The following is a 26,901-nucleotide window of genomic DNA, read 5'->3' as shown; positions in this document are numbered from 1 at the left end:
TGGCACGGATTATCTTTCAACCATGCCCCGCAGGCCGCTGGCGCGGTGCGTGCGCCGCAGGATGGCGTCGCCCAGCACGGCCGGCGCCGGCGTCGTCAACGTGAATTGCCGGCTCGCGCGCGTGATCCCCGTGTAGACCAGCTCGCGCGCGAGCACGGCGCCGCCCTCTTTCGGCAGCGCCAGCACCGTGTGCGCGAATTCCGAGCCCTGCGATTTGTGGACCGTCATCGCATAGGCCGTCTCCACGTGCCGCAGCCGCGTGGCCAGCACGCTGCGCACGTTGTCGCCTTCGAGGAACCACACGCGCAGCGAACCGGGGCGGGCCGGGTCGGCCAGCGCGAGGCCGATGTCGCCGTTGAAGGTCTTGGTCGGATAGTCGTTGCGCGTGACCATGACGGGCCGTCCGACGTACCAATCGCCGCGCACGATAAGACCCGCCTGCGCGAGGCGTTGTTCGATGGCGTCGTTCAAGCCCTCGACGCCCCACTCGCCCTCGCGCACGGCACACAGCACCCGGAAGGCTTCGAAGTGCTGCAGCACGGCGCGCACCCAGTCCTCGTGGCCGGCATGGCCGGCGCCGCCGGCGCGCAGCAGTTCCAGGTAGGGACGATAGCCGTCGACGGCCAGCTGGATCACGTGGTGCTGGTGGGCGTGATCGATCCAGCGCAGCACGCCCGCCGCCTCCGGCGCGCGCAGCACGGCGGCCGCGCCGTCGACGTCGCCCCCGTTGACGGCCAGCGCCAGCTTGCCGATCGGGCCGCCGAAGCGGCGGCTGTGGCGCAGCATGACGGTCTGCTGGGCGAGCGGACCGCCGTCGCCCACATAGCGTTCCGGGATCGCCTCGCCGCTGGCCGCCTGCACATAGTCCAGCGTGTCCGCGTCGTAGCGGCCGGCCTGGGCGTCGTGGCACAGGTCGCCCAGCACGGCGCCCGCCTCCACGGACGCCAGCTGGTCCTTGTCGCCCAGCAGGACCAGGGTCGCGCCCGCGGGCAGCGCGTCGAGCAGCGACGCCATCATCTCCAGGTGCACCATCGACGCCTCGTCGACGATCAACACGTCGACGTCGAGCGGATTGCCGCGGTGGTGCGCGAAGCTGCGTGTGTCCGGCCGCGCGCCCAGAAGGCTGTGCAGGGTGCGGGCGGCGCCCATGCGCTTCGTCAGCTCGCGCAGCGGCAGAGCGCCGCCCACGCGGTCGGCCAGCTCGCCCAGCGCCTTGTCGATCGCCTGCTTCAGGCGCGCCGCCGCCTTGCCCGTCGGCGCGGCGAGCGCGATGCGCTGGCGCGCGCAATCCGGCGCCGTGGCGAACAGCAGCGCCAGCAGCCGCGCCACCGTGTACGTCTTGCCGGTACCCGGGCCGCCGGTGATGATGGCGAACGCGCCGCGCAGCGCGACGGCGCAGGCGATGCGCTGCCAGTCCGGCGCTTCGCCCGCGCGCTGGGCGCCGAACAGCGCTTCCAGCCACGTGCGGGCCTGCTCGATGTCGACGTCGCGCCGCTCCTGCGCGCGCATGCGCACGCACGTGGCGACGAGCGTTTCGTCGCGCCAGTAGCGGCGCAGGTACAGGCGCGACTCGTCCAGCACGAGCGGCTGGTCGTAATCGAGGTCGCCCACGCGCCACACCTGCTCGCAGGCGCTCAGCTGGTTGACCCAGCCCTTCGCGCCGCGCGGCAGCGGCTTCGCGGCGCGCGCGAGCGCCTTCCAGTCCTCGTCCGTCCAGCCGAGCAGCCCGGCCGGATCGCCCGCGAGGTCGTCCAGCAGCAGGCAGCTATGGCCGCGGCCTTCCAGCTCCGACAGCACGAGCGAGGCAAGCAGCAACGGCATCGAATCGACAGTGCCCAGGGTCGCGACGAAGCGCGCGAACACGCCGGACAGGCGGCGCAGCTCGCCCGCCTCCGTCAGGCGTTCCACTTCGGCCCAGAATGCCGATGCGTCGATGGGCTCAAGCGTCATGCGTGTCCTTTCCCAGCAGGCGATCGAGCCCGTCCAGCAATTCCAGGTCCGGCTCCAGCAGATAGCAGCCGTGCGTGGCCGGGTTGCCGATCCCGCGCAGGAACAGGAACACGGCGCCGCCCAGGTGCTCATGCGGCGAATACGCGGCGCCGAGGCGGGTGCGCAGCAGCCGGTGCACCGCGAGCATGTAGATGGCGCCCTGGATGTCGTAGCGGTGCTCGGCCATGCCGGCCGCCATCGCGGCCTGCGTGTACGCGGCGTCGCCCGGCCCGAGCGCGTTCGACTTGTAGTCCAGCACCCAGTAGCGGCCGTGGCACTCGAACACGAGGTCCGTGAACCCCTTCAGCATGCCGTGCAGCCGGCGCTCCGGCAGCACGGGGCGCGGCGTGTTTCCCAGCATGCGGCGGCGGCACAGGCGGTCGAGCGCGGCCACGTCCAGCTGGCGGCTGGGGAACCAGAATTCCATCTCGGCCAGCGGCGCCTCGATGTCCGCGAGCGCGCAGCCGACGGGCGGCAGCGGCGTCACCGCGATCATGCGCAGCCACGCCAGGGCATCGGCCTCGCGGTTGCCCCAGCCGGCGCGCCGGATACGCTGCGCGACTCGCGCTTGGTACTCTTCCTCGTCGACCTGGCCGAAACCCTCCCTCGCCATCCACTCGAGCTGCTCGTGCAGGAAGTTGCCGGGACCGGCGCCGCGCGGGAAGCGGTGCCACGGCGCGTCCTCGCTGTGCGCGACCGGCACGACGCCCGGGTCGTCTTCCTCCAGCAGGTTTTCTTCCTGCGGGCGTGTGGGCGGCGCCGCGGCCACCGTGTTCTTCGTCAGCGACGTGAACGAGCCGACGGCCCAGTTGCGCTCGAAGCGCGCGTCGAACCGCGGCGGCTCCACGAGGTCCGGCCGCACGTCGTCGCGGCGCAGCCGCGTGCAGCCGTCCGGGCTGGCCAGCGCATGCACCTCGATGCCGGCCACGCCGCCGCGCAGTTCCTCCCAGCGCTCGCGCACGGCGGCGGCGGGCACCGGCGTGCCGCCCGTCAGCAGATAGCCCAGCGCCGATTCGTGCAGCAGGTTCTCGCCCTTCTTGCGCGCCGCCACCGCGGCCACGCCGAGCCACAGGAAGTGGCGGGCCCGCGTCAGCGCCACGTACAACAGGCGCAGGTCTTCCTCCAGGCGCGCGCGGTCGACGGCGGCCATGGCCGCGTCGGACAGGGCGAGATCGATGCGGCGCTCGCCGTCGTCTTCCACGTATTCGAAGAAGGCGCGGTTGCGGCGGTCCGTCTTGCGCGCCGTGACGGCGAACGGCAGGTACACGAGCGGATATTCCAGGCCCTTCGATTTGTGCACGGTGACGACCTTGACCAGTTCCGCGTCCGACTCCAGCCGCAGCACGCGCTCGTCGCCCCCCTCGCCCACACCTTCGACCTGCTCGGCGAACCAGCGGATCAGGGCCTGCTCGCCATCCAGCTCGCGGCTCGCTTCCTGCAGCAGCTCCGCGAGGTGCAGCAGGTTCGTCAGCCGGCGCTCGCCGCCCGGCGCCCCGAGCAGCTTGGCGGGCAGGCCCAGTTCGTGGATGAAGCGGCGCAGCATCGCCAGCACGCCCTGGCGCTGCCAGGCCTGGTGCAGGGATTTCAGCTGCTCGACGCGCACTTCCCACGCCAGTTCGTCGCTCGCCAGTTGCGCCAACTGCGCCAGCGGCAGCGCGCACGTCGCGGTCGCGAACGCGGCGCGGGCGAGCGTGACGTCGAGCGGGTTCGCCACGGCCTGCAGCCAGCGCAGCACGTCGCGCGCCTCGTCGCTTTCCACCACCGAGTCCTGGTCGGACAGGTACACGCTGGCGACCGTCCTTTGCACGAGGGCCCGGCGCACGGCGGCGGCCTCGCGCCGGTCGCGCACGAGGATCGCGATATCCGCCGGCATCAGGCGCGTGAAGCGGCCCGCGTCGTCTTCGAAGCCCGCCTTCGGGTCGTTCAGCACGCGGACGATGTGCTCGGCGCAGTGCTGGGCGAAGAATTCGCGGTAGTCGTCCGCGCGCATGTCCTCGATGTCCGCCATGCCGACGGCGAGCGCCTGGAACGGCCCGTCCACGCCAACCAGCCGCTGCCTGCGTCCCGCCGCGTCGACGGCCTCGAACGGCAGCGGATTCTCCTCTCCCTTGCGGAAGCGGAACGCGCCGGCCGCGTACCGGCCTTCGGCGTGCAGGAACAGCTGGTTCACGGCCTCGACGAGCTGGCGCGTCGAGCGGTAGTTCGTCCCCAGCTGGTAGTGGCGGCCCGCCGTCGCGCGCCGCGCCGCCAGGTAGCTGTGGATGTCGGCGCCGCGAAAGCCGTAGATCGACTGCTTCGGGTCGCCGATGAGGAACAGCCCGGCTGCCTCCTCGTTGTCGGCCACGCGGTACAGCAGGTCGAAGATGCGGTACTGGTCGGGCGACGTGTCCTGGAATTCGTCGACCAGCGCCACCGGGTACTGGTCGAGGATGCGCCGGCGCAGCGCCGCGCCGTTCGGTCCTTCCAGCGCATCCTTCAGGCGCACCAGCATGTCGGCGAAGCCGAACTGGCGGTTGCGGCGCTTGAGTTCCGCCATGCGGTGCGCGATGGCGCACGCGGCGTGGCGCAGCAGCGCGTGCGCCACCGGAGAGATGGCGTCGAGCCCTTCCTTCAGCGCCGCCGTGTGCTCGAAGCACTCCGGGATCGGCGTGTCGTAGTCCTTGCTGAACGCGTCGAGGATGCCGTCCGGCGTCAGCCGGTGCCACAGGGCGTCGGTCAATTGCGGATAGTGCGCCTGCGGGTCGCCGGCCCAGCGGCGCAGCGCGTCGAACGCTTTCGCCAGCGAGTCCGGGCGCATCTTGTTGCCGTTGAACGCCTTGGCATTCACGCCGCGCTGCGCCGCGATCCATGCTTCCATCGCGTCGGCGCGCGCCGGCCAGCCGTCCTTCAGCCGCGCCAGTTCGGCGCGTTGCGCGCGCTCGGCGTCGAGGATCACGTCGCCCAGCGGACGTTCGACGCCGTCGTCGAGGCGCCCGGCGCGCTGCACCAGCTCGCGCACGGACCGTTTCAGCGCGTCGACGTCGCTCCAGCACGACAACAGGCTGGCCAGCAGGCTGCCCGACAGCGGGTACACGTGCTGGCGCCAGTAATCGTGCGCCGCGTCCTCGAACAGGGCGCGCTCGTCGCTGACGAGTTCTTCGTCGAACAGGCTGCCGCTGTCGAACGCGTGCTCGCGCAGCATGCGCTGGCACCAGGCGTCGATGGTGAAGATCGCGGCTTCGTCCATCGTCTCCGCCGCCAGCACGAGTCGGTGCGCGGCCACTTGGCGCTGCTGCGCGTCGCCGTACGCGTCGGCCAGCGCCGCCAGGTAGGGGTCGTCCGCGTCGGCCTCGCCGCGGAAGCACGCCGCCGCCTGCACGAGCCGCTCGCGCACGCGGTTCGACAACTCGCGCGTGGCGGCGCGGGTGAACGTCATCACGAGGATCTCGGGCGGCATCAGGGGCCGGGTATAGCCGTCTGCGTCGCCGTGGCCCAGCACGAGCCGCAGGTACAGCGCGGCGATGGTCCACGTCTTGCCGGTGCCGGCGCTGGCCTCGATGAGGCGCGAGCCGTGCAGCGGGAAGGTCAACGCGTCGAGCAGCCGGCTCATGGCGCGTCTCCATCGAAGCGGGTCACGGTCACGCCGTCCTTCAGCCACGCGACCAGCGGGCCGTACAACGCCTCGGCCACGAGCGGCCAGCCGCCGGCGGCGCGCAGCAGCGCGAATTCCGGCCACAGGCGCGCGAGGCACGGGTCCATCACTTCGCCGTCGATCTCGAAGCCGCCGTCGTACGTCTCGCGCGCGTCGCCGCCGCCGAAATGCGCGAGCGCCGTCTTGCAGGCGACGGGCAGCGGCCGGTCGAGATTGGCGCGCCACAAGGTCACCAGCGTCTCCAGCTGCGCGAGCGCGTCGCCGCGGTCCAGCGGCGCCAGCGCGAGGCTGGCGTCGCGCGCCACGAGCACGCCGCCGACGCGCTCGCCCATCGCGGCGGCGGCCAGCTGGCGCAGCCACGGGCCGATCAATTTGTCGCCGCGCGGCTCGCCCTTGCGGTCCAGGACTTTCGAGGACATCTGCAGCAGCCACACGGTCTCGACGTCGTTGCTGCGCAGGCGGTCGATCCAGTCCTCGATCCGCAAGCCGCCCACGTCCACGCCAACCGCCAGTTTCGGCGCCGGGCGCGGATAGCGGCCGCCGAGCGCGAGCCACGCTTGGCGCACGGGGACGAGGTCGTCGACGAGCTGCTGCTGCCATTGCCGGCCGACGAGGCCGATCGGCAGCACGCCTTCGCGCGCGAGCCGCGCCGCGCGCAGTTCCAACACCTCGCGCACCTCGTCCGGTTGCTCGGGGGTTCCGCTGTCGTCGAGCAGCGTGTCTTCCAGAAAATAGCGGTCGAGGGCGTCGAGGGAGAACGGTTCCTCGTCCTCGCCGACGACTTCCAGGTCGTTGAACGTCACGCCCAGGCGGCGGCGGAAGAAGTAGCGCGCCGGCTGGCGCAGGAAGCTCGCCAGTTCGCCCAGGGTGAGGCGGTAGTCCTCGTCCAGTTCGAACGGCGGCAGAGGATCGGCATCAAGCGCGTCATCGGCGCGGTCCGCGTCGGCTCCATGCGCGGACCGCCATTCGCCCGCATACGTGAGCAGGCCGCCGCGCTCGAAATAGCGGCGCGAGAACGGCTGCAGCGCGTGCACGGTCGTGCGTTCGGCCAGATCCAGGTCCCAGCCGGCGGCGAGATAGTCGCGCAGCTGCGCCACGAGCACGGACGCCGGCTGCTCCGTGTTGTCGCGCACGTTGCGGCCCACCCAGCTGACGTACAGCTTTTCGCGCGCGGCCAGCACGGCTTCCAGCATCAGGTAGCGGTCGTCGTCGCGGCGCGAGCGGTCGCCGGGGCGCGAGAGGCCCGGCAGCGCCAGCAGGTCGAAATCGGATTGATGGCCGCGGCGCGGGAAGTCGCCGTCGTTCATGCCGAGCAGGCAGACGACGCGGAACGGCACGGCGCGCATCGGCATCAAGGTGCAGAACGTGACGCCGCCGGACACGAACTGGTGCGACAGCGCCGGCTGGTCCAGCTGGCCGAGCCAGGCCTCGCGCATCACGGCCAGCGACACGGGTTCGTCGAACAGCGCGCTCTCGCAGATCTCCAGCCAGCATTGCAGCGCTTCTTCCAGCTGGTGCAGCATCAGGCGGTCTTCCTCGTTCGTCGCGCGGAAGAAGCGGGCCAGCAGCGCGCGCGCGCACCGGCCCCACTCCATCGGGGCGAGCGTCCGGTCCAGGTCCTCGCGCCAGGCCAGCAGCGCTTCCACCAGCTCGGCCAGCGAACCGGCCAGCGCCGCATCGAGCCCGCCCACTTCCGGATACGGTTCGATGTCGCGGTAGCTGGCCCCAATGCCGGTCGCATAGCCGAGCAGCATGCGGCGCACGCCGAACAGCCAGGAATTCTGCTCGCCCGCGGAACCGAGGCCCAGGCCGGCGCGGTGGCGCTGGTCCAGGCCCCAGCGCACGCTGGCGCCCTCGATCCAGTGGCCGAGGATCGGGAGGTCCGCATCCTCCAGGCCGAAGCGCGCGGCCAGCGCGGGCACGTCGAGCAAGTCGCGCACCTCGCTCTGGCGGCAGCGCTGCTGCGGCAGCCGCAGCAGCCATTCCAGCGCCACGAGCAGCGGGTTCCGGCTGCGGTCCTTCACGTCGCCGATCTCGAACGGGATGTAGCGCGGGTCGCTGCGCTTGTGCTGGTCGAACACGGCGTGCACGGCCGCGGAAAAGGTCTCGATGTCCGGCACCATCACGACGACGTCGCGCGGGCGCAGGGCGCCGCCCTCGTCTTCTTCCCGTTCTTCGGCGAACCACGACAGCAGCTGGTCGTGCAGCACTTCGACCTCGCGCTGGGCGCTGTGCGCGATGTGGAATTCGATCGAGCGATCCGACGACGGCGGCGGCACGTGCGGATGTTCGGACAGCGGCAGCAGGTCGCGCACGGCGGCCTGCACCTGGCCCAGCAGCGTGTCCGGCTCGTCGTCCGAGAACAGGTCGATGCGCAGGTTGCCGAATTGCGCGCCCTCGCCGTTGTCGAATTCGTCGAGCATGCGCACGAAGTCGCGCCCCTGGCGGCCCCAGCTCGCGAGCAGCGGATGGCTGTGCGCGTGGAGCTGCTCGACGGGGACGTCGGCCAGGTCGCTGCCGTTGCGGTGCTGCTGGCGCTTGTACGCGGCGCGCAGCAGTTCGCGGCCCTCGATGATGTCGCCCCAGTAGAACCGGCACGGGTTCGGCACGGCGATCAGGACCTGCGTGTGGCGCGACAGGCCGGCCATCGCCTGGATCGTCTGGTACGGCAACGTCGACATGCCGAACAGGATCACGCGGCGCGGCAGCCGCAGCACCGGCGCGCGGTCTTCCTGCACGGCCGCCATGAACTGCTGGTGGATCGTCGCGCGGCCGGACCAGCGCCGCTCGGGCGGCAGGCTCGCGTGGATCTCGCGCCAGAGCCGCGCCTGCCAGCACTGGTCCGGCGCCAGCGGCAGCGGCTCGCCGCCGGGACGGCGCAGCTGGTCGATGCCCTCGGCCCAGTCGGTGAGCCAGTCGGCGCGGTAGACCTGGTACTGGTCGTACAGGTCCGCCAGGCGTTCGGCCAGTTGCAGGCGGCGCTCGGCGTCGCCGTCGTTCAGGAAATGGCGCAGCGGCGCGAACGTGTCCCCGTCCAGCACCTCGGGCAGCAGGCGCATCAGGCGCCACGTGAGGGCATCCTTGTCGAACGGCGAGCGGCGCGGCACCCGCTCCGGCCCCAGCATGCCGCGATAGGCTTCCCACTGGAAGCGCGCCGGCAACGCCACGCGCGTGGCCGCGCACACGCCCAGCTCTTCCGCCAGCGCGATCTTGAGCCACTCGGCCACGCCATTGGACTGCACGAGCATGATCTCTTCCTCCAGCGGCCCGAGCGGGTTCGCGCGCAGCCAGTCGAAGACGGCGGCGCGCAGAAACTCCATCTGGTTGCCGTGCAGGATCAGGAGGCCGGGGCGGATCGGGGATGACATGACGAGAGGTGACGGGAAGACTCGCGCAGCATACTACTTCCGCCCTCCGGATGGTAGAGCTGGCGAATCTTCAGGGCGGGTGATCCTGCTGGCGCGCGCCGAGTTCGGCGTGGATGTGGCGCTCCAGCCGCGCCAGCATGCCGCGCAACCGGGCCGCCAGCAGGCGCGCGTTGCCGGGCGCGCCCGGCTCGGCCTGGCGTTCCAGCTCGGCGCACAGCTCGCCGCACGCGCGCGCGAAACTCAGCGCCCCGACCGTGCGCGCTTCCGACTTCAGGCGCTGCGCCACCGGCGCCGCCCGCGCCGGCTCGCGCGCGGCCAGCGCGCGGTCGATCTCGTGCACGCCGTCGCGCGCCGCGTCCAGGAACTGGAAGGCGTGCTGGCGCATCCGCGCCGGCTCGCCCTTGAGCGCATCGGACAGCACGCCGAGGTCGAGCAGCGCGTCCGCGTGCCGGGCGTCGCGGCCGAGCGCGCGCGCAATCGTTGCGACGAGCGTCTCCGGCGCGGCGGGCTTGGCCAGGAATTCGTCCATGCCGGCCGCGAGGCAGCGGGCCTGGTCGTCGAGGCCCGCGTTCGCCGTCAGCGCGATCACCTTCACGTCCGCGTGACGCGGATCGCGGCGGATGCGCCGCGTCGCCTCGATGCCGTCCATCACCGGCATCTGCACGTCCATCAGGACGCAGTGGACGGGGCGGTCGGCCATGCGCTCCAGCGCCGCCGCGCCGTCGCCGGCGACGACCACGTCGGCGCCGGCTTCCTCCAGCAGCTCGCGCGCCACCAGCTGGTTGAACGCGTTGTCCTCGACCAGCAGGATCGTCAGGCCGGCGAGCGCGCCGGATCCGGCGGCGTCGCGCGGGGCGGCGTCCGGCGCGGCGTCGTGCGGCCTCGGCTCGACCGTGCCGGTCTCCATCCGGGAAAAATCGAGGACGTGGTTGACGATGCCCAGCAGGTGCCGCGCCTCCTGGTGGATCTTGTCCAGGTAATCGCGCTGGCGCGGCGTGTCCGCATGCTTGCGGGCCAGGTGCGCCATGCCGATGATGCTGTTCATCGGCGTGCGGATCTCGTGGCTCATGTTCGACAGGAAGTCGCTCTTGGCGCGGCTGGCCGCGTCGGCCCGGGCCTGCAGCGCATGCAGTTCCGTGACGTCCGTCGACACGCACAGCACGGCCTCGACCTCGCCGTCGACGCGCACCGGCACCTTCACGCTCCACAGCTGGCGGACGATGCCGTCGGCGCCGGCGAAGGCGTTCTGCACGGCGCGTTGCTCGCCCAGTTCGAGCACCGGACGGTCCAGCGCCCACAGGGCATCGGCCTGCGCGGGCGGCATCACGTCGCAGTCGCGCCGGCCCACGACGTCCCGCGCCGGCAAGCCGCAGGCGGCGGCCATCTTCGCGTTGACGTAGCGGTAGCGGCGGTCGCGGTCCTTCAGGTAGACGTAGGCGTCGACGTTGTCCAGCACGAGGTCGAGCAGGCGGCGCCCGTCCACGGCCGCGCGGCGCGACCGGGCCAGGTTGATGAACAAGCCGACCACCAGCAGCGTCGCGCCGAAGCCGCCCGCGCCCGCCAGCCACGGGAGCGCGCGCCCGAACCCGCCCGCCAGGTCGGCGCGGCGGGCGACGAAGCGGGCCTTCCACAGATTGTCGTCGAAGCGCACGGGCAGCACCGTTTCCAGCAGGTCGTCGGCGCCGGCCAGCGCCGGCGGCGCGCCGTCGTACAACAGCGTATCCGCCCCGTTCACGCGCACCGGGCCCGGCGCGCGGCCGTCGGCCGCCGCGTACAGCTGCAGCGCCACCGGGTCCTTGTCGTGGCCCTGCATGGCGCCCCGCACGAGGGCCGGGACGGAAAAGCCGATGCCGACCGATCCCACGTACGCCGCGCGCCGCCCTTCGACGTCGAGCGGGCGCCCGGTGACCGCCGGCGAACGGTAGACGGGCATGCGCAGGGCCAGGGCCAGGTGGCGCACCGGATGCTCGACGACGATGGGCCGGCCCGACGCCGCCATGCGGCCGCTGTCGCGCGCGGCGGCCAGCGTCTGCACGACGGCGGGCGCGCCGGCCGTCAAGTCGACGCCGAATTTTTCCGGCAGCGGGGGCTCCAGGTACGTCAACACCGTGTACGACGGACGGCGTCCGGCGGGCCGGATCGCGAAGCCGGGATAGCCGTCCGGCTCGAGGCTGCGGTCCGCGCGCACGGCCGCGACGAAGGCGTCGCGCGCGCCGTCTTCCACGTACTGCGCGTAATTGATCGACTCCAGCGCCGGATAGTGTTCGGCCACGCCCAGCGACTGGACGTAGCTGTGGAATCGCAGCCGCGTGACTGTCCCGCCGTTCGCCTGGAACAGGCCGGCCAGCCCGCGCACGACGTCCGCATACGAATGCACGGCCCCGTCGAGCTGCCGGCGGCCGCTGCGCGCCAGGTGATCGAAGCGCGCCTGCACGTCGGCGGCCACCGTGTGGGCCGCGGCCGCGTACAGGCCGGCGCCCGCCGCCAGGGCCAGTACGACGCCGCCGGCCCACGGCCCGGCCGCCCTTCCCGTGTTGCGCGATGCGATGTCTGTCATATCCCCGGGCCCGTAATGACAACAAATATTGTCGTGCGGAAATTTTTAGATGTTTGTTAGTATGTCCGAATCGGCACGAAATTGCGAGCACAACGAAAAGGAATGCCCATGCGCGAAGCGGACAACGACCTGCAGGACCCCTGGCTGTGGCTGGAAGACGTCGATTCGGACCGGGCCCTGGCCTGGGTGCGCGAACGCAACGAGGAAACCGAAGGCGAGCTGACGGCGCTGCCCGGCTACGCGCCCCTGCGCGCGCGGCTCAAGACGATCCTGGATGCGCGCGACCGCATCCCGTACGTCGGCCACCACGACGGCCTGTTCTACAACTTCTGGCGCGACGCCGACCACGAACGGGGCATCTGGCGCCGCACGACCTTGGACGACTACCGCACGCCGGCGCCCGCCTGGGACACGGTGCTGGACCTGGACGCGCTTGCCCGCAGCGAGGGCGAGAACTGGGTCTGGGCCGGCGCGGCCTTCCTCGAGCCGCACGGCACGCGTTGCCTCGTCTCGCTGTCGCGCGGCGGCGGCGACGCCCACGTCGTGCGCGAATTCGACGTGGCCGCGCGCGCCATCGTGCCGGACGGCTTCACCTTGCCGGAGGCGAAGACGAGCGCCGGCTGGATCGACGCGGACACCTTGTTCGTCGCGACCGACTTCGGTCCCGATTCGATGACGGCGTCGGGCTATCCCCGCATCGTCAAGGCCTGGCGCCGCGGCACGCCGCTGGACGCCGCCACGCTCGTCTACGCGGCGCTGCCGGACGACTTGTCCGCGTCCGCCTGGCAGGAGCCGACACCGGGCTTCGAGCGCCAGTTCGTCCTGCGCCAGATCGATTTCTACAGCAGCGAACTGTTCCTGCGCGATCCGGCGGACGGGCGGCTCGCGCGCATCGACAAGCCCCTGGACGCCAACGCGTTCGCGCTGCGCGACCAACTGATCGTCGAGCTGCGCTCGGACTGGACGATCGGGGCGACCACGTGGCCGCAGGGCGCCCTGCTCGCGATCGGCTTCGACCGCTTCATGGAAGGCGACCGCGACTTCGACGTGCTGTTCGCGCCGACGCCGACGACGTCGCTGGACGGCATCGCGGCCACGCGCGGATCGCTGTTCCTCACGATCCTCGACAACGTCAAGAACCGCATCAATGAGTGGCACCGCGCGGACGGCCGCTGGCGCCGGCGCGACGTGGCGGTGCCCGGCATGGGTGCGCTGCACGTGTCGAGCGTCGACGAGTACGCGTCGGACCAGGTCTTCCTGACCGTCACCGACTTCCTCACGCCCAGCAGCCTGTATCTGATGGAAGCGGGCAGCGACGCGCGCGCATTCCTGAAATCCATGCCGGCGTTCTTCGACGCGGCGCCGTACGCCGTCAGCCAGTTCGCGGCGCGCTCGCCCGACGGCACCGACGTGCCCTATTTCGTCGTGATGCGCGCCGGCGTTCCGCTGGACGGCAACCATCCCACGCTGCTGTACGGCTACGGCGGCTTCGAGGTGTCGCTGACGCCGTTCTACAGCGGCGTGACGGGCGAGGCGTGGCTCGCGCAGGGCGGCGTGTACGTGCTGGCGAATATCCGCGGCGGCGGCGAATTCGGCCCGCGCTGGCACCAGGCCGCGCTCAAGGAACACCGCCAGAAGGCGTTCGACGACTTCATTGCCGTCGCCGAGGACCTGGTGAAGCGCGGCATCACGCGCCCGCGCCACCTGGGCATCATGGGCGGCAGCAACGGCGGCCTGCTCGTCGGGGCGGCCCTCACGCAGCGCCCCGACCTGTTCGGCGCCGTCGCCTGCCAGGTGCCCCTGCTGGACATGCGCCGCTACCACACGCTGCTGGCCGGCGCCTCGTGGGTCGGCGAATACGGCGATCCGGACGATCCGGACGAGTGGGCCTACATCGCCCGCTACTCGCCGTACCAGAACGTTGCCCCCGGCAAGCGCTATCCGCGCGTGCTGTTCACGACGTCCACGCGCGACGACCGCGTGCACCCCGGCCATGCCCGCAAGATGGCGGCGCTGATGCGGGACCAGGGCCACGACGTCTTGTACTGGGAAAATACCGAAGGCGGTCACGCCGGCGCTGCCAACAACGAACAGACGGCAACCATGTGGGCGCTGACTTATCTATTCTTATTGAGCCAACTCAAATAAACTCCAGATGTTGACGAGGTTGGTAGCGTATTTCTTCTGTAACTGATAGTTATCCGCTCGGCGCGACCGGAAGATGTGTTGGGGAACTAGCAGGGTTGCTAGGACGCTAAATGAATGTTGCATGGAATACTTGTTTCCCACACATCTTTCCATGGAGGAGCGGCGATGGCTAATGATTTCGTTACCGAAGCAAGCCTGCGGGAACCGTTGGCAGGCACCTTGATGAAACCGCCCGCATCCCTGGCGCCCTCCATCAGCGATCTGAAGAAGTATCGGATCAGCAAACGCGAGAGCCAGGAGAAGTTCTGGGGCCGTTTTGGCGTCACGCAATCCAGCGGCAGCCGCTTCGAAACGGGTCTGGCCATTCCGGCCCCGGTCGCCTTGCTGTTGAAGCTGTATGTCAACGGCAAGCTCAACGATGGTGATCTTCTGGGGTAATCAGCCCTAAGGAAATTGCCCTCACAACCGCCTGTTGCCGGGTGTTGACGTTGAACTTTTGGCGGATATTCCCCATGTGAAAGTTCACCGTCGCCTCGGAGCAGCCGGTGATTTTTGAAATTTCCCACGACGACTTGCCCACCATGACCCAGTTGAGCACTTCCAGCTCGCGCGGGGTCAGGCGCGGCGCCGCCTCCTGCGTGGGCGGCGGGCAGAAGCGCACGCCCGACGCGAACGCATAATCCCGCACCAGCGCCAGATCCGGCAGCATGGTCGACACGTCGCGCAGGAACGCGCCGTCGGCCGCCGCGTCGACGGCAAAGCTCAGCAGCCCGAACTCCCCGTTCGGACCATGGATCGGAAACGTCACCCCGGCGCGGATGCCATGGCCGCACGCTTCCTCGTACAGCGAGCGCTGGGCCGGACTGCGGAAGATCTCCGGCTGCCAGATCAGCGGCAACGTGGTGGCCAGGCAGTGACTCACGACGGGGTCGACGTAGGCAAACCGCTCGGCGTCGTAACGTTCGCGCCATTTCACCGGATAGTTACTTTGGATAAACGCGTTTTCCAGGCGCGCATGCCGCGAGCCCGACATGCCGAACAAGACCTTGTCGAATCCATATTGCCGCCCCAGGGCGAACAGCGCTTCGCCCCAACTGGACGCGGTGTCGGTATGTAACAACTCGTCCAAATCGACGGTCTTCATGGCTGCCTCACGCTGTGGGTGGAGTGGACGTAATGACATCCGCTATGCTAGATGAGTTGTAACCGAAAAGCACGAAAAATTAGTCTTTTATTCATTATGGCAGAGCTATTGCCCTTGCTCAGTTGTCGTTCCGATACACCCCGGATCCGGCCCGTCATCGAATCGTGCGCCGGGCTCGGCGCTTTTCAATTATCCTCGCGCGAATTGTCCGTTTAAAATTTCAAAAATGCAAGTTTATATCGGATCGGTAACAATTTAGTCGAGCGGCCGCCATCAATACTTGACTTGACTCGACACCCGAGTATCTTTGCGTGTTCTAGACATTTAACAATGCGTCCTGTCCAAAACTGTGCATGCGATGTTCCACCGGATGCTGGCACGCCCCCTTCCGTTCTTTCCCTATCGAGGATTCCTAGTCAATGAACAATATGACCGACATGGCTGAGCAGCTCGACGTCAAGCTGTTGCTGTCCACGCTGATGGCGCTGAAAAAAGGCGACTTCTCCGTGCGCATGCCGTCCGACTGGACCGGCATGTCCGGCAAGATCGCCGATACGCTGAACGACATCATCGAGACCAAGGAAAAGATGGTCGAAGCGGTCACCGAAGTGTCGCGCGTCGTCGGCCGCGAAGGTCATTTGACGCAGCGCGCGTCCGTGCCGGGCGCCGCGGGCGGTTGGGCCACCATCATCAGCTCCGTCAATACGCTGATCGACGACCTCGTGCGCCCGACGACGGAAATGGCGCGCGTCATCGGCGCCGTGGCGAAAGGCGACCTGTCGCAGACGATGGCGCTGGAAGTCGACGGCCACCCGCTGAAAGGCCAGTACCTGCGCGCGGCCACCACCGCGAACACGATGGTGGAACAGCTGTCCTCGTTCTCGTCCGAGGTGACGCGCGTCGCGCGGGAAGTGGGTACCGAGGGCAAGCTGGGGGGCCAGGCCTATGTGCCGGGCGTCGCGGGCACGTGGAAGGACTTGACGGACTCCGTGAACTCGATGGCGGGCAACCTGACGTCGCAGGTGCGTAACATCGCGGAAGTGACCACCGCCGTGGCGAACGGCGACTTGTCGAAGAAGATCACGGTGGACGTGCGCGGCGAGATCCTGCAGCTGAAGGACACCATCAACGTGATGGTGGACCAGTTGCGCTCCTTCGCGTCCGAGGTGACCCGCGTAGCAAGGGAGGTCGGTACGGAAGGTAAGCTCGGCGGCCAGGCCTATGTGCCCGGCGTCGCCGGCACGTGGAAGGACCTGACCGACAACGTGAACTTCATGGCGTCGAACCTGACGGGCCAGGTGCGTAACATCGCCGCGGTGACCACCGCCGTGGCGAACGGCGACCTGTCCAAGAAGATCACGGTGGACGTGAAGGGCGAGATCCTGGAACTGAAGAACACCATCAACGTCATGGTGGACCAGTTGTCGTCGTTCGCATCGGAGGTGACCCGCGTCGCAAGAGAGGTCGGTACGGAAGGCAAGCTCGGCGGCCAGGCCGTCGTGAAAGGCGTGGCGGGCACGTGGAAGGACTTGACCGACTCCGTGAACTCGATGGCGGGTAACCTCACGGGCCAGGTGCGCAACATCGCGGACGTGACGACCGCCGTGGCGAACGGCGACCTCTCCAAAAAGATCACGGTGGACGTGAAGGGCGAGATTCTCGAACTGAAGAACACGATCAACGTGATGGTGGACCAGCTGAACTCCTTCGCGTCCGAGGTGACCCGCGTGGCGCGGGAGGTCGGTACGGAAGGCAAGCTCGGCGGCCAGGCGAACGTGCCCGGCGTCGCGGGCACGTGGAAGGACTTGACGGACGGCGTGAACTCGATGGCGGGCAACCTCACGGCGCAGGTGCGTAACATCGCGGAGGTGACGACGGCCGTGGCGAACGGCGACCTGTCGAAAAAGATCACGGTGGACGTGAAGGGCGAGATCCTGGAACTGAAGAACACCATCAACGTGATGGTGGACCAGCTATCCTCGTTCGCGTCGGAGGTGACGCGCGTGGCCCGCGAAGTGGGTACGGAGGGTAAATTGGGCGGCCAGGCCTACGTGCCCGGCGTCGGCGGCACGTGGAAGGACCTCACCGACAACGTGAACTTCATGGCGTCGAACCTGACGGGCCAGGTGCGTAACATCGCGGCGGTGACCACCGCCGTGGCGCGCGGCGACCTGTCCAAGAAGATCACGGTGGACGTGAAGGGCGAAATTCTCGAACTGAAGGACACCATCAACGTGATGGTGGACCAGCTGTCGTCGTTCGCATCGGAGGTGACCCGCGTCGCGCGCGAAGTGGGTACCGAGGGTAAGCTGGGCGGCCAGGCGAACGTGTCCGGTGTGGCCGGTACGTGGAAGGACTTGACGGAGAACGTCAACCAGCTGGCGGCGAACCTGACGAACCAGATGCGCGCGATCGGTGAAGTCGCGACGGCCGTGACGCGCGGCGACCTCTCGCGTTCCATCCAGGTGGAAGCGCGCGGCGAGGTGTCGTACCTGAAGGACAACATCAACGAGATGATCCGCAACCTGAAGGAGACGACGCAGAAGAACGCGCAGCAGGACTGGCTCAAGACCAACCTGGCGCGCTTCACCCGCCTGCTGCAGGGCCAGCGCGACCTGCAGGCCGTGACGAAGCTGATCCTGTCCGAGCTGGCGCCGCTCGTGTCGGCGCACCACGGCGTGTTCTACATGATGGATTCGCAGGAAGCCGACGCGCGCCTGCGCATGATCGCGTCGTACGGCTACCGTTCCAGCCGCAAGCTGCCGACGTCCTTCCTGCCGGGCGAAGGGCTGGTGGGCCAGTGCGCGCTGGAGAAGACCCGCATCTGGCTGACGGACGTCCCGCGCGACTACATCGTCGTGTCGTCCGGCCTCGGTTCCGCGCCGCCGACCAACATCGTCGTGCTGCCGATCCTGTTCGAGCAGCAGGTCAAGGCCGTGATCGAGATCGCGTCGCTGGACCGCTTCACGGAAACCCACCTGTCGTTCCTCGACCAACTGATGGAATCGATCGGCGTCGTGCTGAACACGATCGAGGCGAACAGCCGGACGGAATCGCTGCTGACCCAGTCGCAGTCGCTGGCGCAGGAACTGCAGCAGACGAACCAGGAACTGGCGGAAAAGGCGCGCCTGCTGTCCGAACAGAACATCGAGGTGGAACGCAAGAACCGCGAGGTGGAACAGGCCAAGCTGGCGCTGGAAGAAAAGGCCACGCAGCTGGCGCTGTCGTCCAAGTACAAGTCCGAGTTCCTGGCCAATATGTCGCACGAATTGCGCACGCCGCTGAACTCCCTCCTGATCCTCGCGCAGCAGCTGTCCGACAACCCGGAAGGCAACCTGTCGTCCAAGCAGGTGGAATTCGCGAAGACGATCCACGGCTCCGGCTCCGACCTGCTCACCCTGATCAACGACATACTCGACCTGTCGAAGATCGAGTCGGGCACCGTCACCCTGGACGTGTCGGAATACCGCTTCTCGAACCTGCGCAACTACGTGGACCGCACGTTCCGCCACATGGCCGAGGCCAAGCACCTGGGCTTCACGGTGGAGCTGGCGGACAACCTGCCGACGGCCGTCATGACCGACACCACGCGCCTGCAGCAGGTCTTGAAGAACCTGCTGTCGAATGCGTTCAAGTTCACCAGCCACGGCAACGTGCAGCTGACGATCAGCCTTGTGACGAGCGGCTGGACGGCCGACCACCCGCACCTGCTGCATGCGGACGCCGTGCTGGCGTTCTCCGTGCGCGACACGGGCGTGGGCATCCCGTCCGACAAGCTGCAGCTGATCTTCGAGGCGTTCCAGCAGGCCGACGGCTCCACCGCCCGCAAATACGGCGGCACGGGCCTGGGCCTGTCGATCTCGCGCGAACTGGCGCGCCTGCTGGGCGGCGAAATCCGCGTCGAATCGACCGTCAACGTCGGCTCCACGTTCACGCTGTACCTGCCGTACAACCGCGCGGGCTTCATCAATTACGAGCAGACGCGCCAGCCGCAACCGGCGCGCCTGGCCCCGCCGCAGCCGCAGCCGTCCGCATCCCCCGCGCCGGCGCTGCTGCTGGAAGCGGAAACCGACGCGGTCGCGAACCTGGCCGCGCCCGACCCGTCCGGCAGCCTCGTCGAATACGCGACGATGCTGGACGACCGCGGCCTGATCGTGCCGGGCGACCCGTCCGTGCTGATCGTCGAGGACGACGAGCGCTTCGCCAAGACCGTGCTCGAGTTCGCGCGCGAAAAGAACTTCAAGGGCATCGTCACGCACCGCGGCGATTCCGCGCTATCGCTGGCGCGCGACTACCTGCCGTCCGCGATCCTGCTCGACATCGACCTGCCCGACATCGACGGCTTCACGGTGCTCGACCGCCTGAAGCGCGATCCGAGCACGCGCCACATACCGGTGCACGTGATGTCCTCGTTGCGCGAGCGCGAACGGGCGCTGCGCCAGGGCGCCATCTCGTACATCAACAAGCCCGTCAGCCGCGAGATGCTGCAGGAGGAATTCAAGCGCATCCAGAAATTCCTCATGGGCGGCAAGCGCTCGCTGCTCGTCGTCGAGGACGACATGGCGCAGCGCGAATCGATCGTCGGCCTGATCGGCGATTCGGACGTGCGCATCGTGACGGCGGAGGACGGCAAGGGCGCGCTGGAGGCACTCGCGCAGCAGCACTTCGACTGCATGGTGCTGGACCTGACCTTGCCCGACATCTCCGGCTTCGACCTGCTCGACCAGATCGGCAAGCAGCAGGCGTTGCGCGACCTGCCGATCGTGATCTACACGGCGCAGGAGCTGTCGCGCAAGGAGGTCACGAAGCTGAAGCGCTACGCCAAGACCATCGTCGTCAAGGACGCCCGCTCGCCCGAGCGCCTGCTGGACGAGACGGCGCTGTTCCTGCACCGCTCGCAGGCCAGCCTGCCCGAGACGCAGCGCCGCATGCTGGAAGAAATCCACGCGGCGGACGGCGGCCTGGCCGGGCGCAAGGTACTGATCGTCGACGACGACCTGCGCAACATCTTCGCGCTGTCGTCGCTGCTGGAGCGCCAGCAGATGCAGGTGCTGTTCGCCGAGAACGGCCGCGACGGCATCGAGGTGCTGGAAAAGGATCCGACCATCGAGATCGTCCTGATGGACATCATGATGCCGGAGATGGACGGCTACGACACGATGCGCGCCATCCGCCGCATCCCGAAATTCAAGTCGCTGCCGATCATCACCCTGACCGCGAAGGCGATGAAGGGCGACCGCGACAAGTGCATCGCCGCCGGCGCGTCCGACTACATCACCAAGCCGGTGGACGTGGCCCAGCTGCTGTCGATGATGCGGGTGTGGTTGCATTGATGGCGGCTGTGACGAGTCCCTGGACCGGCCTCGCGGCCGGCCTGGCGATCGAGGAACTGGAAACGGAGCTGCTGCTGGAAGCCTTGTTCCAGCGCTTCGGCCACGATTTCCGCGCCTACGACCGCACGGTCCTGCGCTGCCGGCTCGCGGACGCGCTGCGCGCGCACGGCGCCGCCACGCTGTCCGGGCTGCAGGAAAAGGTGTTGCACGACCCGCTTGCGGCGTCCGCGCTGCTGCGCATGTTCGCGCCCGCGCCGTGCGCGCTGTTCGACAATCCCGGCCACACGCAGCGCCTGCGCACGGTGCTGGCGCCGACGCTGCGGGCCTGGCCCCTGCCCCGCGTGTGGATCGCGGACTGCGCGGGCGTGGGCGAAGCGTGGACGCTCGCCGTCGTGCTGGCGGAAGAAGGGGTGCTGGACAAAGTCGAAGTCCACGCGACGCTCGCCAACGAGGAACTCGTCGCGGAACACCAGGACGCGTGGCTGTCCGTCGCCGACCTGGACGCCGCGCAGGCACGCCACGCGGCCGGCGGCGGCAAATCGGCGCTGGCCGCCCATTTCGACGTGCGCGACGGCCGCGCGCGCCTGCAGCCGCCGCTCGCGCGGCGCATCACGTGGTCGCAGTACAGCCTCGTGACGGATGCGTCGTTCAACGAATTCCAGGCGATCCTGTGCTGCGGCGCGCTGTCCGACTTCGGGCCCGTGCTGCGCCAGCGCGTGCTGCGGCTGTTCCACGACAGCCTGGCGCGCTTCGGCGTGCTGTGCCTCGACCGGCCCCTGGTCCTGGCGGACGCGCATGCGGGGACGTACCAGGCGATCGAGGGAGAGCGGCCCTGGTACAAGCGGGTGGGCTGATCAGATCACCTGCGCGCTCGGGCGCTGCGCGATCCGGTCGCGCCATCCCTGCAGGTTCACCAGGCTTTCGTCCGCCGGCCGGAACTTCATCAGGCCGCGCGCGAATTCCAGCGCGCAGAACGCCGTGATGTCGGCGATCGTGAAGCGCTCGCCCGCCACGTAGTCGCGGTCCGCCAGCACGCCGTCGAGCCAGCGCGCCGTCTCGCGCATCTTGGCGCCCTGCGCCGCGCCGTAGTCGCCGAACTGCGGCTGTTCCAGCATCGCCAGGCCGGGATGCGTGTGGCGGATGCAGTTGGCGATGCGCAGGAACAGCTGCAGCTCGCAACGCCGGTCCATCATCTCGATGAACGCCCGTTCCTCGAATCCCTCGCCCATCAGGTTCGGATCCGGATGCACGCCTTCCAGGTAAGTACAGATGGCGCGCGTCTCGGCCAAGGTGCGGCCGTCGGGCAGCTCCAGCACGGGCACCTGGGCCATCGGGTTCAGCGCCATGAAGGCTTCGTCGCGGTGCTCGGCCTTGCCCAGGTCGACCTGCACCGTGCGGACGTCGGCGATGCCTTTCTCGGCCATGAACATCAGGACCCGGCGCGGGTTCGGGGCGCGGGTGCTCGTGTACAGTTTCATGCGGGTCTCCTCGTCGTGTGATCGTGCGGATGATACCCCCACGACCGCGGCGGTGCCTGTCCACTTGGTCATTTGACAGTACGCGCCGTTTGATCGTAGATTTCAAGATTGGCCGCGCGCGCCCATCCGGCATCACGCGCGGATCCGACGTACATACACGAACGATAGGAATCCCATGCAACGCAGCCTGATCTCCGCCGCCATTACCCTCGCGCTGGCGACCCTGCCGGCCGTCCATGCCAGCGCCGCGCCGATCCGCGCACACGCCGGCGCGACGGCCGGCGTCGAGACGACGACGCAATTGCCGCGCGGTGTCATCCCCACCCATTACCAGGTCTCGCTGACGCCGGACGCGGCCAGCGCGTCGTTCGGCGCGCGCACCGTCGTCACGATCAACATCGCCAAGGCGACCAGCACGATCACCTTGAGCGCGGCCGACCTCAAGTTCTCGAAGGTGACGCTGGCGCCGGCCGCCGGCGGCGCCGACCGGGAGGCATCCGTCGCCGTCGATGCCGAGGCGCAGACCGCGACATTCACGTTCGCCCAGCCCGTCGCGCCCGGCATGTACCACCTGGCGATGGATTACACGGGCGTGATCGGCACGCAGGCCGTCGGCCTGTTCTCGCTGGACTACCCCGGCGCCGAGGGCAAGCGGCAGCGCGCGCTGTTCACGCAGTTCGAGAATTCGGACGCGCGCCGCATGGTCCCGTCGTGGGACGAGCCGGCGTACAAGGCGAGCTTCGCGCTGGACGTCGTCGTGCCCGCCGACCAGATGGCCGTCAGCAATATGCCGGCGAAAAAGACGGAGACGCTGCCGGACGGCCGCCGCCACGTGACGTTCGCGACGACGCCGAAGATGTCGACGTATCTGCTGTTCATGGCGACCGGCGACTTCGAACGGGCGACCGCGAAGGTCGAAGGCACGGAAGTCGGCGTCGTCACCCGCCGCGGCGCGCTGCCGCAAGCGAAATTCGCGCTCGACTCCGCCCAGGCGATCCTGCGCGAGTACAACGATTACTTCGGCATGCGCTATCCGCTGCCGAAACTGGACAACGTGGCGGGCCCGGGCCGCAGCCAGTTCTTCGGCGCGATGGAAAACTGGGGCGCCATCTTCACGTTCGAGTACGCGCTGCTGCTCGACCCGGCGATCTCCACCCAGCACGACCGCGAGGAAGTCTTTTCGGTCGCCGCGCACGAGATGGCGCACCAGTGGTTCGGCGACCTCGTCACGATGCGCTGGTGGGACGACCTGTGGCTGAACGAAGGCTTCGCCTCGTGGATGGAAAGCCGCACGACGGCGCGCCTGCATCCGGAATGGAACACCCGCCTGGAAGCCGTCGGCACGCGCGAACGGGCCATGAGCCGCGATTCCGTCGCCGGCACGCACCCCGTCGTGCAGCACGTCGAAACCGTCGAGCAGGCCAACCAGGCCTTCGACGCGATCACGTATTCGAAGGGCGAATCCGTGATCCGCATGCTGGAAGCGTATGTGGGCGAGAATGCCTGGCGCAATGGCGTGCGCGCCTACATGAAGGCGAATGCCTACGGCAACACGGTGTCGGACGACTTGTGGAAGCAGATCGAGAAGGCGGCCGGCAAGCCCGTGACGGCGATCGCCCACGATTTCACGCTGCAGCCCGGCGTCCCGCTGATCAAGGTGGGCGAACCGAGCTGCCGCAACGGCATGACGACCGTGCCGCTGACGCAGGCTGAATTCGCGCGCGACCGGCCGGACAAGACCCCGCTGGCGTGGCGCGTGCCCGTCATCGCGCAAATCGCCGGCAACGCGAAGCAGGCGGCGACGCTCGTCAACGGCGGCAAGGACACGATCACGGTGCCGGGCTGCGGCGCCGTCATCGTCAACGCGGGCCAGACCGGCTACTACCGCACCTTGTACTCATCCGCCGATTTCGCCCGGCTCGCGGGCGAATTCGCGAACCTGGCCCCGATCGACCAGGTCGGCCTGCTGGCCGACAGCGGCGCGCTGGGGCTGGCCGGACTGCAGTCCGCCGCCGACGTGCTGGACCTCGTGAAGGCGACGCCGGCCGGCGCCGATCCGGCCGTGTGGTCGCAGATCGCCGGCATGCTCGACGGCATCCACATGCGCTACCGCGAACAGGCCGCCGGGGGCGACACGACGCGCCAGCACCGCTTCGACGCCTTCGCGATCGGGCGCCTGGCCCCGCTGATGGCGCAGGTCGGCTGGACGGCGCGCCCGGGCGAGCCGTCGGCCGTCGCGAAGCTGCGCAACCGGCTGATCGTCGTGCTGAGCGAACTGGGCGACGCCAACGTCATCGCCGAGGCGCGCCGCCGCTACGCCGCGCTGGCGACGGATCCCAATGCCGTGCCGGGCCCGCTGCGCAAGACCGTCATGGGCGTCGTCGCCCAGCACGCGGACGCCGCCACCTGGGACCAGTTGCACGCGGCCGCCCGCGAAGAAAAGTCGCCGCTCGTGCGCGACCAGCGCTACACCCTGCTGGCCACGACGGAAGACCGCGCCCTCGCCATGCGCGCCCTGCAGCTCGCCCTCACGGACGAGCCGGGCCTGACGCTGAGCGCCTCGATGATCTCGGCGGTGGCGATGCGCTATCCGGACATGGCGTTCGACTTCGCCATCGCCAATCTCGCCAAGATCAACGACCGCGTGGACGCCAGCTCGCGCAGCCGCTACCTGGCGCGCCTCGCGTCGGGCTCGTCGGACCCGGCCATGGTCGGCAAGCTGTCCGGCTATGCGGAGGCGAACCTGGCGCCGACCTCGCGCCGCGACGTCGAGGCCGCCATCGCCGCCATCAAGGACCGCATCCAGGTGAACGCGGCGCGCTTGCCGGAGATCGATGCCTGGCTCGCCAAAAATAGCCAATGAGTAGCCAATGAGCGCGCGGCAAGGCCGCGGCGTCACGGCACGGCGACCGTGCCGTGACGCCGCGCGGCCAGCCAGGCGTCGAGCCGCTGGCCCGCGCCCGGCGCCACGTGCAGGCCGAGCTTCGTGCGGCGCCACAGGATGTCGTCGGCGGACAATGCCCATTCCTGGCGCACGAGGTAGTCGGCCTCGACCTCGTACAGGCCGGTCACGATTTCCGCGCCCAGGTCGGCCCGCGCGCGGCAATGCGCGAGCAGCGCGGACAGCCGCGTGCCGTAGCTGCGCGCATAACGGACGAGCAGCCCGTCCGGCAGCCACGCGAATTGCTGGCGGCGCGTGCGCACCCAGGCGTCGTAGTCGAGCACGGCGCGCGCGATCGGCACCTTGCCGTACACATCGCCGCCCGGCAGGCAGGCGTGCGCCGTCCAGGCCGGCAAATGACGGCCGAGCACGGGACCGATCCAGTCGACGGCCTGCTCGGCCAGCTTGCGGAACGTCGTGACCTTGCCCCCGAACACGGACAGCAGCGGCGCGCCGCCTGACGTATCGTGCTCGAAACGATAGTCGCGGCTGGCGGACGACGCGCTGCCTTCGCCCTCGTCGATCAGCGGCCGCACCCCCGCATAGCTCCACACCACCTCGTCCGGCCCGATGCGGCGCTCGAAGCAGCGGTTCACGGCGTCGCACAGGTACGCCGTTTCGGCGGGGCTGATGGCGACGCGGTCGAGGTCCTGCGCGTCGACGTCGACGTCCGTCGTGCCGATGAGCGTGAACGCGCCCTCGTACGGCAGCGCGAACACGATGCGGCCGTCGGGCTGTTGCAGCAGGTAGGCGTGGTCGCCGTCGAACAGGCGCGGCACGACGATGTGACTGCCCTTGACGAGGCGCATCGGCCGGGCCCGGCCCGCGCCCGTCGCCTGCAGAAAACTGCCCGCCCACGGCCCCGCCGCGTTCACGAGGCAGCGCGCGTGCACGTGGAGGTTGCCGCCGGGGCCGTGCAGTTCGGCATCCCAGCGCTTGCCTTCGCGCCGCACGCGCACGCAGCGCGTGCGCGTGAGGATGGTGGCGCCCCGCTCGCGCGCATCGAGCGCCGCCAGCACGACGAGGCGCGCGTCGTCGACCCACGCGTCGGAATAGGCGAACGCGCGCGTGAACTGGGCCTGCAGGGGGCCGCCGGCCGGGCTCGTGCGCAACTGGACGGTGCCGGACGGCGGCAGGAAATCGCGCGCCGCAAGATGGTCGTACAGGAACAGCCCGGCGCGGATCATCCAGGCCGGCCGCTGGCCCGGCGCACCCGCTGCGTGCGGCATCAGGAAGCGCAGCGGACGGATGATGTGGGGCGCGCTCTTGAGCAGGATTTCGCGCTCGGCCAGCGCCTTGCGCACGAGGCCGAAGTGATATTGCTCCAGATAACGCAAGCCGCCGTGGATCAGCTTGCTGGACGCGGACGAGGTGTGCTGGGCCAGGTCGTCCTTTTCGCACAGCACGACGGAAAGGCCGCGCCCGGCCGCGTCGCGCGCGATGCCGGCGCCGTTGATGCCGCCGCCCACGACGAGGACGTCGCAATCGATACGTTTGGCAAGGTTTCCCATCTTTGCAGCGCTCCCGTTCGCCGGGCCCCCGCCCGGTCGCAGCCTACTATAAACCGCGAGCGGGGCCCTGTGTTCGGCCACGTCAATCCGGCCGGGGGCGGCGGTGGCCCGTGTAGAATCGGTCCATGGCAATCCTTCCGAACACGCGCGCCTGGGTACGCATGCCGTCGGGCAAGCGGCTCGACCTGTTGAACCCGACGCCGTTCGACTGGGACGACAGCGACCTCGCCCTCGGCCTCGCGCGCACCTACCGCTGGGGCGGCCACTCGGCCTGGCCGCTGCCGCTGTCCGTGGCCCAGCACTCGATCGCCGTCATGCTGCTGCGCCGGGCGGCAGCGCCCGCGCCGCTGGCGCCCGTCGTCGAACTGCGCGAGCTGCTGCACGACGCGGAAGAAGGCCTGCTCGGCTTCGACGCCGTTTCGCCCATCAAACCGTTCCTCGGCGACGGTTTCCGCGCCCTCACCCGGCGCCTGGAACAGGCCGTGTTCCTGCGCTACCGCCTGCCCGCGTGGACGCCGGCCGAACACCAGGCGCACAAGCGCGCCGACCGCCTGGCCGCCGCCAGCGAGGCCGTGCACGTGGCCGGCTGGTCGGAGCAGGAAGTGCGCACGACGCTCAAGATCCGCTCCCCCGTGCTGGCGCGCGACCCGCTCGTGGCCGTCTACGCTTGCGCGCCGTGGGAACCGTGGGCCCCTGCCGTGGCTGCGGAACGCTTCCTGGACGTGCTCGAGCACCTGCAACGCCGCATCGACGCGGGAGACGCCGCGTGAGCGCCGCGGCCGGCGCCCTGTATCGGCGGTC

The 26,901-nt window shown here is 69.3% G+C and carries 13 protein-coding genes; 6 read left to right on the top strand and 7 right to left on the bottom strand.

The annotated features are described in order from the left end of the window. Window positions 1-9 precede the first annotated feature (9 nt). From recD to ISF28_RS27820, 4 genes are all read right to left on the bottom strand, one after another. The gene (gene recD / locus ISF28_RS27835) at window positions 10-1,950 is read right to left on the bottom strand and encodes an exodeoxyribonuclease V subunit alpha (protein WP_198120433.1); all 1,941 of its coding nucleotides are present in this window, start codon (window positions 1,948-1,950) and stop codon (window positions 10-12) included. After that, complete coding sequence (gene recB, locus ISF28_RS27830) at window positions 1,940-5,578, bottom strand: exodeoxyribonuclease V subunit beta (protein WP_198120432.1); 3,639 nt, start codon at window positions 5,576-5,578, stop codon at window positions 1,940-1,942. The genes recD and recB overlap by 11 nt, the downstream gene beginning before the upstream one ends. Beyond that, window positions 5,575-8,988, bottom strand: a complete 3,414-nt coding sequence (gene recC / locus ISF28_RS27825) for an exodeoxyribonuclease V subunit gamma (RefSeq protein ID WP_198120431.1) — start codon at window positions 8,986-8,988, stop codon at window positions 5,575-5,577. The genes recB and recC overlap by 4 nt, the downstream gene beginning before the upstream one ends. Before the next feature lie 70 nt (window positions 8,989-9,058). Continuing rightward, window positions 9,059-11,545 carry a CHASE domain-containing protein gene (locus ISF28_RS27820; protein ID WP_198120430.1) on the bottom strand — a complete coding sequence of 829 codons (2,487 nt, stop codon included), beginning with the start codon at window positions 11,543-11,545 and terminating at the stop codon, window positions 9,059-9,061. A gap of 108 nt (window positions 11,546-11,653) precedes the next feature. Here ISF28_RS27820 and ISF28_RS27815 point away from each other — a divergent pair, with 108 nt between their 5' ends. Together ISF28_RS27815 and ISF28_RS27810 are read left to right on the top strand one after the other, a co-directional pair. Continuing rightward, window positions 11,654-13,693 carry a prolyl oligopeptidase family serine peptidase gene (locus ISF28_RS27815; RefSeq protein ID WP_198120429.1) on the top strand — a complete coding sequence of 680 codons (2,040 nt, stop codon included), beginning with the start codon at window positions 11,654-11,656 and terminating at the stop codon, window positions 13,691-13,693. Window positions 13,694-13,915: 222 nt separating this feature from the next. Continuing rightward, a complete protein-coding gene (locus ISF28_RS27810; RefSeq protein WP_229519436.1) occupies window positions 13,916-14,131 on the top strand; it encodes a helix-turn-helix domain-containing protein in 216 nt (71 codons plus the stop codon). Here the strand turns inward: ISF28_RS27810 and ISF28_RS27805 are convergent. Continuing rightward, on the bottom strand, window positions 14,106-14,837 hold the full coding sequence (locus ISF28_RS27805) for a helix-turn-helix transcriptional regulator (RefSeq protein WP_198120427.1): 732 nt from the start codon (window positions 14,835-14,837) through the stop codon (window positions 14,106-14,108). The genes ISF28_RS27810 and ISF28_RS27805 overlap by 26 nt on opposite strands. 419 nt (window positions 14,838-15,256) lie before the next feature. Between ISF28_RS27805 and ISF28_RS27800 the strand changes: the two genes are divergently transcribed. Both ISF28_RS27800 and ISF28_RS27795 read left to right on the top strand, forming a co-directional pair. After that, entirely contained in the window at window positions 15,257-20,170 is a 4,914-nt protein-coding gene (locus ISF28_RS27800; RefSeq protein WP_198120426.1) for a response regulator, read from the top strand. Continuing rightward, the gene (locus ISF28_RS27795; RefSeq protein WP_198120425.1) at window positions 20,170-21,024 is read left to right on the top strand and encodes a CheR family methyltransferase; all 855 of its coding nucleotides are present in this window, start codon (window positions 20,170-20,172) and stop codon (window positions 21,022-21,024) included. Before ISF28_RS27800 ends, ISF28_RS27795 begins: the two co-directional genes overlap by 1 nt. Here the strand turns inward: ISF28_RS27795 and ISF28_RS27790 are convergent, their stop codons facing one another. Further along, the gene (locus tag ISF28_RS27790; protein WP_198120424.1) at window positions 21,025-21,648 is read right to left on the bottom strand and encodes a glutathione S-transferase family protein; all 624 of its coding nucleotides are present in this window, start codon (window positions 21,646-21,648) and stop codon (window positions 21,025-21,027) included. It lies immediately after the preceding gene. Window positions 21,649-21,823: 175 nt separating this feature from the next. On the opposite strand from ISF28_RS27790, the gene ISF28_RS27785 reads away from it, so the two are divergent. Further along, on the top strand, window positions 21,824-24,511 hold the full coding sequence (locus ISF28_RS27785) for a M1 family metallopeptidase (RefSeq protein WP_198120423.1): 2,688 nt from the start codon (window positions 21,824-21,826) through the stop codon (window positions 24,509-24,511). Between the two features lie 32 nt (window positions 24,512-24,543). Here ISF28_RS27785 and glpD read toward each other — a convergent pair whose 3' ends face one another. Continuing rightward, window positions 24,544-26,100, bottom strand: a complete 1,557-nt coding sequence (gene glpD, locus ISF28_RS27780; RefSeq protein ID WP_198120422.1) for a glycerol-3-phosphate dehydrogenase — start codon at window positions 26,098-26,100, stop codon at window positions 24,544-24,546. A 125-nt stretch (window positions 26,101-26,225) separates the two neighbouring features. Between glpD and ISF28_RS27775 the strand changes: the two genes are divergently transcribed. Then, entirely contained in the window at window positions 26,226-26,870 is a 645-nt protein-coding gene (locus tag ISF28_RS27775) for a phosphohydrolase (protein ID WP_229519434.1), read from the top strand. Window positions 26,871-26,901 lie beyond the last annotated feature (31 nt).

This window comes from Massilia rhizosphaerae, assembly GCF_016093545.1.
GTDB classification, from domain to species: Bacteria; Pseudomonadota; Gammaproteobacteria; order Burkholderiales; family Burkholderiaceae_D; genus Telluria; species Telluria rhizosphaerae.
The sequence above is the reverse complement of the archived record's forward strand: the minus strand, read 5'-3'. Positions and strand labels throughout refer to the sequence as shown.

Coding starts and splice junctions, on each gene's coding strand:
- ISF28_RS27800 (WP_198120426.1), top strand. CDS start 15,257: ATGAACAATATGACCGACATGGCTGAGCAGCTCGACGTCAAGCTGTTG.
- recB (WP_198120432.1), bottom strand. CDS start 5,578: ATGAGCCGGCTGCTCGACGCGTTGACCTTCCCGCTGCACGGCTCGCGC.
- ISF28_RS27785 (WP_198120423.1), top strand. CDS start 21,824: ATGCAACGCAGCCTGATCTCCGCCGCCATTACCCTCGCGCTGGCGACC.
- ISF28_RS27790 (WP_198120424.1), bottom strand. CDS start 21,648: ATGAAACTGTACACGAGCACCCGCGCCCCGAACCCGCGCCGGGTCCTG.
- recD (WP_198120433.1), bottom strand. CDS start 1,950: ATGACGCTTGAGCCCATCGACGCATCGGCATTCTGGGCCGAAGTGGAA.
- ISF28_RS27815 (WP_198120429.1), top strand. CDS start 11,654: ATGCGCGAAGCGGACAACGACCTGCAGGACCCCTGGCTGTGGCTGGAA.
- ISF28_RS27775 (WP_229519434.1), top strand. CDS start 26,226: ATGGCAATCCTTCCGAACACGCGCGCCTGGGTACGCATGCCGTCGGGC.
- ISF28_RS27820 (WP_198120430.1), bottom strand. CDS start 11,545: ATGACAGACATCGCATCGCGCAACACGGGAAGGGCGGCCGGGCCGTGG.
- glpD (WP_198120422.1), bottom strand. CDS start 26,100: ATGGGAAACCTTGCCAAACGTATCGATTGCGACGTCCTCGTCGTGGGC.
- ISF28_RS27810 (WP_229519436.1), top strand. CDS start 13,916: ATGAAACCGCCCGCATCCCTGGCGCCCTCCATCAGCGATCTGAAGAAG.
- recC (WP_198120431.1), bottom strand. CDS start 8,988: ATGTCATCCCCGATCCGCCCCGGCCTCCTGATCCTGCACGGCAACCAG.
- ISF28_RS27795 (WP_198120425.1), top strand. CDS start 20,170: ATGGCGGCTGTGACGAGTCCCTGGACCGGCCTCGCGGCCGGCCTGGCG.
- ISF28_RS27805 (WP_198120427.1), bottom strand. CDS start 14,837: ATGAAGACCGTCGATTTGGACGAGTTGTTACATACCGACACCGCGTCC.